Here is an 11,855-nt window from a genome sequence, read left to right on the forward strand (position 1 = left end):
AAAACCCATTCTACCACTATTAGGTAGATTAGTCAGCCCTTTCGGAAAAAAAATCCAAACAATTTTTGTCGGTTTCCCCTTGTTTGTACGTGTTTTCCATGAATAACCTCGCCATTGGTCATAATTTGCTGAGCATTGCCGCGAACATAGTCACGCATCTCAGGGCCTAATTCTTTCTCCATAACCACATAAGCAGCGTTTAATCCAAAAGGACGATGAACACTGTCATGTGCATCAGAGGCCAACACATGTACTGCATTTCTACGGCATAGCTCCAGCGACAATTTCTGTAGCTTATTCCCGAAAACACCTGCAAGACTCTGTGCGGTTACCTGCCCAAGTGATCCTAGCTCTATCAGTCTCTCTAGTTTAGAAGGATCAGCAGCTATTTCAGCATTGCGCTCCGGATGGGCGATGACCGGAACGAACCCTTGAATGATCAGCTCGTGGCAGATTTCTTCCATGTTACGTGGTACTCGTGAAGAAGGCATTTCCAGTAAAATATACCGCGAATCTGCAAGACTCAGCAGTTCCCCCCGCTCCAGATCATTCAGAAGTTCACCGTAGATACGGATCTCTTGACCTGGAAGAACAAGCAGTGGATTACCAGCCTGACGAAGTCTCTCATTCATCATCTCCACAGCTTCTTTAATCTTGGGGGCATTATTCATATATTGACCGTTGGCATGATGTGGCGTGGCGATGACTGAAGTAATCCCTTCTCTGTGGGCGTCTTGCGCCATGGCAAGAGCAGCTTCCCAATCAGAGGATCCGTCATCCAAAAAGGGTAAGATGTGGCAATGAATATCTATCATATGTTATCTATCGGTCCTTTTCCATAGAAATTTTAGTTTTATCAACAAAAAAATACAACCATTCCCACCAGGAATGGTTGCTTGATTGTAAATGAGTTCATATCTTACGCTTCGGTTGACTCCTCTTGCTGAGATTCATTTGCTATCATTTCAGCATCCTCTGAATCCGGAGATTCATTCTCAGAAGGGCGAATATACCCATCGATTAAGCCCCAAAGCTCGTCTTTGCCGAGACCAATTTCCGAGGAGAATGGAATAAAATTATCCCCTGGCAGCACGCCCAGCTCCTGCTTCATGGTCTTGATATGCTTTTGCCAGCGTGTCTTAGGAATTTTATCCGCTTTGGTCGCTACAACGCACATAGGAAGATCATAATGCTTCAACCAGTCGAACATCATCTTATCATTGCTGGTAGGCGAATGCCGCAGGTCCACAATAAGCAGAACAAGCTTCAACGTATCGCGCTCAGAGAGGTATTTTTCAACCATTTTACCCCATACCGCGCGTTGCGTCTTGGAAACCTTGGCATACCCGTAACCTGGAAAGTCAACAAAATACATGTTGTCTTCATTGATACGGTAATAGTTCATGTGTTGTGTCTTACCAGGCGTGGAGCTTGTCCGAGCCAGATTCTTACGGTTAATCATTCGGTTAATGAGGGAAGACTTCCCCACATTGGAACGCCCTGCCAGAGCAACCTCTGGCAAGGAATCATCAGGGTACTGATCAGGGCCAACGGCACTGATAATAAATTCGGCAATATTAACTTTCATAGGACTTCCTTTCTAATGCACACTACTCGGTGGCTCACTGCTAATTTCATTATGATGCTCAACTAACGCATGATGCAAGACCTGATCCATATTAGATACCGGTACGAACTCAACATCATTACGTACGCTCTCAGGAATATCTTTCAAATCCCGTTCATTGTCTTTGGGAAGAAGGATCTTTTTATATCCAGCTCGGTGAGCCGCAAGGGATTTCTCTTTCAATCCACCAATGGGCAGTACACGTCCCCGCAAGGTGATTTCACCTGTCATCGCCACATCCTTCGAAACATAACGTTTCGTGAGCGCGGAGATCAATGCGGTTGCAATCGTAATCCCTGCAGACGGACCATCCTTCGGAATTGCACCTTCCGGAATATGGATATGAATATCAATCTTCTCATAAAAATCGGGCTGGAGCCCCAGCTCCTCCGCCTTCGAACGAGTATAGCTGAATGCGGCCTGTGCCGACTCCTTCATTACATCGCCAAGCTGTCCGGTGAGGGTTAGTTTACCTGTTCCCTGCACAACCGTAACTTCGATCAGCAATGTATCACCGCCAACCTCAGTCCAAGCCAGCCCAGTGACCGTACCGATCTGATCTTCAAGCTCGGCCATACCGTAACGATATTTAGAAGCCCCAAGATAATCCTTGATGTCATCAGGAAGAATGACCACTTTCTCTTTTTCCTCAGACACGATTTGTTTCGCAGCTTTGCGGCATAATGCTGCAATCTGCTGCTCTAAATTACGCACACCGGATTCACGGGTATATTCGCGGACAATACGTAATAAACTATCGTCTTCGATAATCAGTTGATCTTCTGCAAGACCGTGGTTTTTCTTCTGCTTAGGCAATAGATAACGGCTGCCGATTTGCAGTTTCTCCAGTTCCGTATATCCCGGAATGAACAGCATTTCCATCCGATCCAGCAAAGGACGCGGAATATTATGCACTACGTTCGCTGTTGTTACAAACATTACGTTCGACAAGTCGAACGGCAGCTCTACAAAATGATCACTAAACGTGTTGTTTTGTTCTGGATCCAATACCTCAAGCAGCGCTGAAGATGGATCTCCACGGAAATCCGCAGCCATCTTATCGATTTCATCCAATAGGATAACCGGATTAATCGTACCCGCCGTCTTCATGCCTTGGATAATCCGGCCCGGCATCGCACCTACATAAGTCCGGCGATGACCTCGAATCTCCGCCTCATCACGTACACCGCCTAACGAGATACGGACGAACTTGCGATTGAGCGAACGGGCGATGGAACGAGCCAGTGAGGTTTTCCCCACCCCTGGAGGACCTACAAGACATAAAATCGGACCCTTAAGCTTCTTAACCAACTGCTGAACGGCCAAATATTCCAATACCCGTTCCTTCGGTTTTTCCAAACCGTAGTGATCCTCATCAAGTACCTGCTCGGCCTTTTTGATGTCAAGATCATCCTCTGTCTGTTCACTCCAAGGGAGACTGAGCAGCCAATCTACATAGTTGCGAATAACGCCGCCTTCTGCAGAGCTGACTGGCATTTTTTCCAGCCGATCGATTTCTTTCTCCATCTTTTCTTTCACGCGTTCCGGAACATTTTTCTCTTCCATTAGCGTCCGCAGCTCTTCCGCTTCTCCTACCCGGCCTTCCTTCTCGCCTAGTTCTTTCTGGATCGCTTTCATTTGCTCACGCAAATAATATTCCTTCTGCGTCTTTTCCATCTGCTTTTTGACACGTTGATTGATCTTACGTTCAAGCTCCAGCACTTCACGCTCATTATTAAGAATATCAAGAAGCTTCTCCAGCCGTTTACTAACATCAATCGTCTCGAGAATTTCTTGCTTATCCTTAATCTTTAGCGATAAATGACTCGTAATGACATCCGCAAGTCGACCAGGCTCTTCTATATCGGATACAGCAGCGAGGGTCTCTGGGGTCACTTTTTTGGATAACGTAATATAGTGTTCGAACTGATTGAGTACTGTACGCATCAGCGCGTCACATTCTTGATCGCTATCTTCATCTTCCGGCAGCTCACGCGCCATAACCTCATAGTACTCATCATTATCGATATAATTAATAATTTCGGCCCGTTCTACACCTTCAACCAGTACACGTATCGTACCGTTTGGAAGCTTCAGCATTTGCCGCACATTGGCGACAGTACCGACCCGAAAAATATCGTCCTGACCTGGCTCTTCAATATTCACTTCCGACTGGGAACAAAGAAGAATCAAATTATCTTCAACCATAGCTTTCTCTAGCGCCCGAACTGACTTCTCACGGCCCACATCCAAGTGAAGAACCATGCTTGGGTACACAAGAAGCCCTCTTAGCGGCAATAAAGGAAAACGACGACCTTTTGTTTTATTTGTCATCATCGCTTTCGCACCTCCCATGGCTCTCAATTAATCTCATATGCATTCATTCTAACAAAAGCAGCCCCAAAACACCAACAGAGTCCTTAGATTTCAAGAAGAACCGACTTGCTTTTCCTTAAATAGAGACAACGTTTCTTGTAGCATTTAAAAAGGAAGCAGCAGAATTGCCTGCAGCCTCCTTTATTTTACAGCGACAAATCTCACCTTATTCTTCGAATTAGGGATCAATTTAGTTTAACCCTTTGCAGATTCACCAGCCGCATCGGCCTTTAGGAGTGAAGGTGCAGCGGAGAACAGCTCTCCAGCAACTGCAGGCAGCCTTACATCAGCTGTATCGGCACCGAACAGATGACGGAACACCTCTTCTACTGTTTCCATTGGAATAACGCGTAATGGCGCGAGGTCAGCGAAGAGAGACTGCCAGTTTTCTTTTGGAATAAGCACTGTAGTGGCACCAGCTTGAAAAGCAGCTTCTACTTTGGCAATTACACCGCCCACTGGCTTAACTCGACCATGGATGCCTATCTCACCTGTGATCGCTACCGTGTTATCCACGGGAAGTCCACGAATAGCGGAGACAATTGCTACTGCCATCGCTACTCCAGCAGAAGGTCCGTCAATCGGTGTACCCCCTGGGAAATTCACATGTAGATCATAACGATCGGGCTCCAGATTCATCGTACGCAGTACGGTCAATACATTCTCAACTGAGCCCTTTGCCATACTTTTTCGCCGAATCGTGCGGGAGCCTCCACCGATCTCTTCTTCATCCACCACACCTGTCACGTTCAATCTGCCTTGGCCGTTCACAGCAGGCGCTGCGGAAACTTCGATTTCGAGCAGAGTCCCCATCCCCGGTCCATACACAGCAAGACCATTGACTAATCCAATCTGCGGTGCCGAAGGAATCTTGCGTTCCGTACGCAGCGGAAGCTGGCTGCTGCCTGCCACCCATTCCACATCAGCAGCATTTAGTGTATCTCTCTGCTCAGTTAAAGCTAATCCGGCAGCCAACTGAATCATATTAACTGCCTCCCGGCCGTTGGTTGCATACTGTTGCACCACAGTGACTGCTTCCGGACTTGGTTTAAGCCCAATTTTCTGTATCGCGTCACGCGCGATCACGGCAATCTCATCCGGCAGCAGCGGGCGGAAATAAATCTCCATGCAGCGCGATCGCAGCGCAGGTGAAATCTCATCCGGAGAGCGCGTAGTAGCGCCAACTAGACGGAAATCGGCAGGCAATCCATTTTGAAAAATATCATGAATATAAGCCGGAGTATTATTATCCTCCGAATTATAATAAGCGCTCTCTAGCAGGACCTTCCGGTCCTCAAGCACTTTAAGCAGCTTATTCATCTGAATAGGGTGAAGCTCTCCTATCTCATCCAGAAAAAGAATCCCGCCATGCGCCTTAGTCACCGCGCCCGGTTTCGGCTGTGGCACACCCGCCACACCCATGGCCCCTGCACCTTGATAAATAGGATCATGCACAGAGCCGATCAACGGGTCAGCAATACCACGCTCATCAAAACGAGCGGTAGTGGCGTCAATCTCTGTGAATTTGGCGTCACTTTTAAAAGGAGAAAGCACATTCTTTTTCGCCTCTTCCATGACAACACGCGCTGCCGCAGTCTTGCCCACTCCCGGCGGACCATAAATAATCACATGCTGCGGATTAGCGCTGCAAAGTGCGGCTTTCAGGGCGCGCAGCCCATCTTTTTGCCCGACAATATCTCCAATAGAAGCCGGACGTGTTTTCTCCGACAATGGTTTAGTTAATGTAATCATCCGCATTTTCCGTAACTTGTCCAGTTCCTTGCGCGACTCTCGTTCTACCGCTGTCTTATTTGTCTTCTGACCCCGCAGCAGATTCCAAAAGTATACGCCGATAACCAGCGCGAAAAAGAGCTGCACGATCATCACAACTATACTTAATTCCATAGGTCATCCTCCTGTTTCGTTCAGTCTACCTTTCCACCCTTGGCTACTATTAGGTAGTATAGCCGTTTCGGTAATTAGTAAACGCGAATTTGAGGATTTGTTGAATTGTTGCAGTAGGATAGACTCTGATAATTAACTATAAGGGCATTAATGAGTATGGGGAGTACGAATGTAGCTTAGATAATTTTAAAAAAGGAGATTGTTGAGGAGGTTGGAGAGGAAGGAATGCGGAGGAGTGAGGAGTTATACTCAACATTTTTGACGCCGATTCCCCTCTTCACAGGGGTAAGCCAGCCTTTTTCACAGAGATTCTTTAGCATCATGCGTACTGTTTTGGGATCTAGCGTGAAATAATCAGCGACTTCTTTAGGGCGTATCACCCCAGCTTGACGCACCACTAAACGCATGATTTCCTTCTCAGCGATTAGCAGTCTGCCACGCGGTGCATCTACAATTTGGTAGCGGCTTAGCGCCAAACGCAGCAGTGTAACACATAACTCAGGGCGCTGTTCAACATCATCATAGGCAAATGAAATTACTTGATAACCCATTCCGTACAGAAAAGTTTCACGATTTAGCTCATTACAATACTTCAGCCTATCCATGTCTCTTACATGAGCTGCATACCCTTTGATCTCAAACAAAAGCTTGATCGGCCCCGGCAAAAAAGCAAAATCAGCAAAATAAGCTCGTCTTTGTAAATCCAGCACCTCATACTCCGGATGAAGATTATTGAAATCACCACAAAGCGGCCACCAGACATTCTGCAAAAATAATTTCTCGGCGTGGCCATGCCCTCTCTCCAGCCTCCCCCGACGTTCGCCCGCTCTGCTTGCAAGATGATGCGCAATAAATTTTTCATGGGCTTGTTCATAGTTCATGTTTACTCATCCCTTCCTCCAAAATGGAAATAAACGCAAAAAAAAACGCCCCATGAGCCCCCGGATATACCGGAACTGCACAGGACGTTCTTCGCCACTTAGATCACTACTTACCTAACGTCGCCCAAAATTACTATACGATGCTAAGAAGTGTTTATAATATTATGAGATTGAAAATTCTTATAAATACCATTCAGACCAAGTTACTTCGATTGCACCGGAGGTGCAAGGTTAGCGTGGGCGCGGCCTGGGATTTCGCCCGTTGCCTCGTAAGCCACCACAATCGCATCAATTTCCTTCTTCAGCTCGTTTACGAGTTCAGCTTCAGGCACTTTACGGATCATTTGTCCGTAGCGGAAAAGCAAACCTTCCCCACGAGCGCCAGCAATACCGATATCTGCTTCACGTGCTTCACCAGGACCGTTAACAGCACAGCCAAGGACGGAAACTTTAATAGGCACCTTAAGCTTCGAAATGTATTCTTCCACCTCATTAGCGATGGAAAAAAGATCGATATCCAGTCGTCCGCAAGTCGGACAAGAGATCAGCGTCGCCGCGTTAGAGATCAGACCAAACGTCTTCAGCAGCTCACGCGCCACCTTAACCTCTTCAACCGGATCGGCACTAAGCGAGATACGCAGTGTGCTGCCGATGCCCATAGAGAGCAGTGCACCAATACCTGCGGAGCTCTTCACTGTACCAGCAAACAATGTGCCAGATTCTGTAATCCCCAAGTGCAGTGGATAAGGGATGACTTCCGCAGCCTGACGGTAAGCTTCGATGGCCATTGGCACATCGGATGCTTTTAGAGAAACGATAATGTCGTGGAAATCCAGTTCCTCCAGAATCCCAATATGGTATAACGCACTTTCTACCATAGCTTCTGGGGTTGGGTATCCGTATTTTTCCAAAAGGTGATTCTCCAAAGAACCGGCGTTTACACCAATCCGAATCGGAATTCCTTTTTCTTTACATGCTTTAACTACCGCTTCTACCTTTTCGCGACGACCAATGTTCCCCGGATTAATCCGTACCTTATCGATGCCGTTCTCGATAGCCATCAACGCTAGCTTATAGTTGAAATGAATATCCGCTACGAGTGGGATATGAATCTGTTTCTTGATCTCCTTGATTGCGGCAGCCGCCTCTTCATTGTTGACAGTTACGCGTACTAGCTGGCAGCCTGCTTCCTCAAGCCGCAATATTTCAGCTACAGTAGCCTCCACATCAGCGGTTTTGGTTGTACACATGCTTTGAATCGCAACCTCGTTGTTTCCCCCAATAATGAGCCCGCCAACATTGACAGGACGGGTTTGGTGTCTCAAGAACATGATTTTTCTCCCCCATAACGCCAAAGCTCCACCCCTTCGCTCCCGCTAATGTGAAGCGGGATAAGCGGAAGAAAGGTGGAGACTGTGACATGTATTGTTAAGGAAAAGCGGCTTACGCGCTTTCCTCTTTCTTCTTGTCTTTCTTAAGGTTGAGCTCAGGCAAAGCTTTCTCCTGAACGACCTGTTCCGTGATCACACAATCCTTAATATCATCGCGTGAAGGAACTTCATACATCACATCGAGCATGATGCTCTCAATAATCGCGCGCAGTCCACGGGCTCCCGTATTACGTTTGATCGCTTCCTTGGCAATTGCTTCGAGTGCCAATGGTTCGAACTTCAACGCTACGTTGTCCATTTCCAGCAGCTTGATATATTGTTTAGTGAGTGCATTTTTAGGCTCGGAAAGGATACGTACAAGCGTATTCTCATCAAGCGGCTCCAAAGTCGAGATGACTGGCAGACGGCCTACAAATTCAGGAATAAGACCGAATTTGAGCAAATCTTCAGGCAATACCATCGACAAATATTCGCCAGGCTTAAGATCCTTTTGTCCTTCAACTGCTGCGTTGAAGCCAATGATTTTTTTACCGATACGGCGTTTAATCATTTGCTCCAGGCCGTCAAAGGCACCGCCAACGATGAACAGGATGTTCGTCGTGTCGATCTGAATAAACTCCTGGTGAGGATGCTTACGTCCGCCCTGCGGAGGCACAGAAGCAACAGTTCCTTCCAGAATCTTCAGAAGCGCTTGCTGCACACCTTCGCCGGAAACGTCACGAGTAATGGACGGATTCTCGGATTTACGTGCTACTTTATCAATTTCATCAATATAGATAATGCCGCGTTCGGCTTTCTCCACATCGTAATCTGCAGCTTGAATGAGTTTGAGCAGAATGTTCTCAACATCCTCGCCAACATAACCAGCTTCCGTTAAGGAAGTAGCGTCTGCAATAGCAAAAGGAACGTTGATAATCTTCGCCATCGTTTGTGCTAACAAGGTTTTACCAGAACCTGTTGGACCGAGCAAAAGGATATTACTCTTCGTCAGCTCAACATCTTCGATCTTGCTTTGGCTGTTCACGCGCTTGTAGTGGTTATAAACCGCTACAGAAAGAGATTTCTTCGCTTGCTCTTGACCGATTACATATTGATCCAAAATATCACGAATTTCCTTTGGTTTTGGAATGTCCTTCAGATCAAGCTCTTCCTCATGACCGAGCTCTTCTTCCACAATTTCCGTGCAAAGCTCGATACATTCGTCACATATATAAACGCCCGGTCCTGCTACAAGCTTACGAACCTGCTCTTGTGATTTACCGCAAAAAGAACATTTCAATTGCCCTTTTTCATCATTAAATTTAAACATCTAACCACCCCTTTAAGATTTCATCGGTGAAGAAAGAACCTGGTCAATAAGCCCATATTCCTTGGCTTCTTCCGCGCTCATGAAGTTATCGCGGTCTGTGTCCCGTTCGATTTTTTCAAGGGGCTGACCTGTGCGATCTACATAAATTTGATTCAGCTTCTGTCTCGTCTTGAGGATCCAGTCAGTGTGAATCCAAATATCAGACGCTTGACCTTGAACACCGCCGAGCGGTTGATGAATCATTACTTCGCTGTTGGTCAGCGCATATCTTTTGCCCGGCGCCCCAGCTGTTAGAAGGAGCGATCCCATGCTTGCTGCCATCCCTACACAAATGGTTGAAACATCCGGTTTGATATATTGCATCGTATCGTATATACCCATGCCGGCTGTTACTGAACCACCGGGTGAGTTGAGGTACAAGTGAATGTCCTTCTCGGGATCATCTGCTGCCAAAAACAGCAATTGAGCAATAACCAGATTGGCGACATCATCGTCAATCGCACTGCTTAAGAAAATGATGCGATCCTTGAGCAATCTGGAATAGATATCGTACGAACGTTCTCCACGACTTGTTGATTCCACAACCATTGGTACCAGACTCATGCCACCAACCTCTTTTCTCTGTACAGATTAGTCTTATCGTTTCAGAAATATTTTAACACGTTCACGGCGCGATGTCATTTTTTCACTACAGTGGACAGTCCGCTGCTTGTGAATTGTGACGTTACCGCCCCTATTACCTTATTGCCATACGTTCATACGGATACCTATGTAGTCACATATATTTGCGGCCGAGGATAAAAATAAGGCACGTAACGAAACTTACGTGCCTTATCATATCTGTATGGAGGCCGTGTAACTGGCCGTTCTAGGTAGTGTCAAGCTAAAACGCCTTCGGCGTCCTTTTAAGGACGGTAAGCGTTTATGCGAGAATTATAAGAATAAAGTATAAAGTGAAACTTATACCTTCTTATAATTTTAAAATATCCTACTCAGCTTTAGTGTCTTCAGCAGCTGGTGCTTCTTCTACTGCTTCAACTTCTACACTATTGCTAACAAGGAAATCAATGGTTTTACGCAACGAAAGCTCTTCGCTCAAGCTGCCCAGTGAACCGTTAGCTGCCAAGATGCTGCGGATTTCTTCTGGAGTACGTTTGTAAGCTTCAGCCATAGTAGCCAACTCTTCGTTAACTTCTTCTTCGGAAACTTCAATGTTCTCTTGTTTTGCGATAACTTCCAATACCAGGTTGTTGCGAACGCGTTTTTCAGCATCGCCTTTCATTTGGTTCTGCAAGTCTTCACGAGTTTGGCCGGAGAAGCTAAGGAACATATCCATGTTCATACCTTGTTGACGAAGACGAGTGTCGAAGTCACGAACCATATTCTCAACTTCACTGTTGATCATAGCTTCAGGGATTTCAACTTCAGCGTTAGCTGCTGCTTTATCAACAACTGCATTCTCACGAAGGCCTTTCAGTTCTTCCTCTTTACGGGATTCGAGTTGAGCCTTCAAATCTGCTTTGTACTCATCCAAAGTTTCGAATTCACTTACATCTTTAGCGAACTCATCATCCAATGCAGGAAGTTGTTTGCGTTTGATTTCGTGCAGCTTCACTTTGAATACTGCTTTTTTACCCGCAAGGTTCTCTGCATGGTATTCATCAGGGAAAGTAACTTCAACATCTTTGAAATCTCCAGTAGCCATTCCTACCACTTGCTCTTCGAATCCTGGAATGAAGGAGTTGCTGCCAAGCTCAAGAGAGTGACGTTCAGCTTTTCCGCCTTCAAACGGTACATCATCAACATATCCGTCAAAATCGATTACAGCGATGTCGCCGTTAGCTGCTGCTTCTTCTTCAACTACTACAAGCTCAGCATGACGTTCTTGCAGACGAGCAAGTTCAGCACTCAACTCTTCTTCAGTCACTTCAGCTTTTTGTACTGGAACTTCCAGACCTTTGTAATCGCCGAGCTTCACTTCAGGTTTAACCGTGATCTTCGCTTTGAAGATAAAGGATTGGCCTTTAGCAAATTGCTCAATATCAACTTCAGGACGGTCTACAGGGAAGATGTCAGTTTGTTCAACTGCTTCACCGTAAGCTTCAGGAAGAAGAATGTCGATTGCATCTTGGTACAAGCTTTCTACACCAAAACGGGATTCAAAGATCGGCCGAGGTACTTTACCTTTACGGAAGCCTGGTACGTTAGCTTTTTTAACGACTTTGTTAAAAGCTTTATCAAGTGCTGCTGTTACGCGTTCTGCGTCTACTTCTACTTCAAGAACTCCAAGGTTCTTCTCTATTTTTTCCCATGTTGCTTTCATATTATACTTTTCCCTCCAAAATATAGGTTCACAAGTTTACTTC

Annotated in this window: 9 protein-coding genes; all 9 read right to left on the bottom strand. The window is 46.1% G+C overall.

Annotation, left to right across the window (positions count from 1 at the left end):
• Nucleotides 1–32: 32 nt before the first annotated feature.
• The 9 genes from MHH89_RS16285 to tig all read right to left on the bottom strand — a co-directional run bounded on the left by MHH89_RS16285 (nucleotide 33) and on the right by tig (nucleotide 11,812).
• Complete coding sequence (locus MHH89_RS16285; protein ID WP_341087607.1) at nucleotides 33–815, bottom strand: tyrosine-protein phosphatase; 783 nt, start codon at nucleotides 813–815, stop codon at nucleotides 33–35.
• Nucleotides 816–919: 104 nt separating this feature from the next.
• Nucleotides 920–1,588: a ribosome biogenesis GTP-binding protein YihA/YsxC gene (yihA, locus tag MHH89_RS16290; protein WP_341087609.1), complete on the bottom strand. Its 669-nt coding sequence runs from the start codon at nucleotides 1,586–1,588 to the stop codon at nucleotides 920–922.
• A gap of 12 nt (nucleotides 1,589–1,600) precedes the next feature.
• The gene (gene lon / locus MHH89_RS16295; protein ID WP_076129428.1) at nucleotides 1,601–3,964 is read right to left on the bottom strand and encodes an endopeptidase La; all 2,364 of its coding nucleotides are present in this window, start codon (nucleotides 3,962–3,964) and stop codon (nucleotides 1,601–1,603) included.
• Between the two features lie 234 nt (nucleotides 3,965–4,198).
• Nucleotides 4,199–5,908, bottom strand: a complete 1,710-nt coding sequence (lonB, locus tag MHH89_RS16300) for an ATP-dependent protease LonB (RefSeq protein WP_038573063.1) — start codon at nucleotides 5,906–5,908, stop codon at nucleotides 4,199–4,201.
• 176 nt (nucleotides 5,909–6,084) lie between these two features.
• A complete protein-coding gene (locus MHH89_RS16305; RefSeq protein ID WP_341087612.1) occupies nucleotides 6,085–6,789 on the bottom strand; it encodes a BlaI/MecI/CopY family transcriptional regulator in 705 nt (234 codons plus the stop codon).
• 203 nt (nucleotides 6,790–6,992) lie between these two features.
• Nucleotides 6,993–8,120 (bottom strand): flavodoxin-dependent (E)-4-hydroxy-3-methylbut-2-enyl-diphosphate synthase, encoded by a 1,128-nt coding sequence (gene ispG, locus MHH89_RS16310; RefSeq protein ID WP_036685055.1) that lies wholly within the window; start codon nucleotides 8,118–8,120, stop codon nucleotides 6,993–6,995.
• A gap of 112 nt (nucleotides 8,121–8,232) precedes the next feature.
• Complete coding sequence (gene clpX, locus MHH89_RS16315) at nucleotides 8,233–9,489, bottom strand: ATP-dependent protease ATP-binding subunit ClpX (protein WP_036685052.1); 1,257 nt, start codon at nucleotides 9,487–9,489, stop codon at nucleotides 8,233–8,235.
• A 12-nt stretch (nucleotides 9,490–9,501) separates the two neighbouring features.
• The gene (gene clpP / locus MHH89_RS16320) at nucleotides 9,502–10,092 is read right to left on the bottom strand and encodes an ATP-dependent Clp endopeptidase proteolytic subunit ClpP (protein WP_076129430.1); all 591 of its coding nucleotides are present in this window, start codon (nucleotides 10,090–10,092) and stop codon (nucleotides 9,502–9,504) included.
• A gap of 385 nt (nucleotides 10,093–10,477) precedes the next feature.
• Entirely contained in the window at nucleotides 10,478–11,812 is a 1,335-nt protein-coding gene (gene tig, locus MHH89_RS16325; protein WP_036685045.1) for a trigger factor, read from the bottom strand.
• Between the last annotated feature and the right edge of the window lie 43 nt (nucleotides 11,813–11,855).

The sequence above is a fragment of the Paenibacillus sp. FSL H7-0323 genome (assembly GCF_038002725.1).
GTDB lineage: Bacteria > Bacillota > Bacilli > Paenibacillales > Paenibacillaceae > Paenibacillus_AQ > Paenibacillus_AQ odorifer.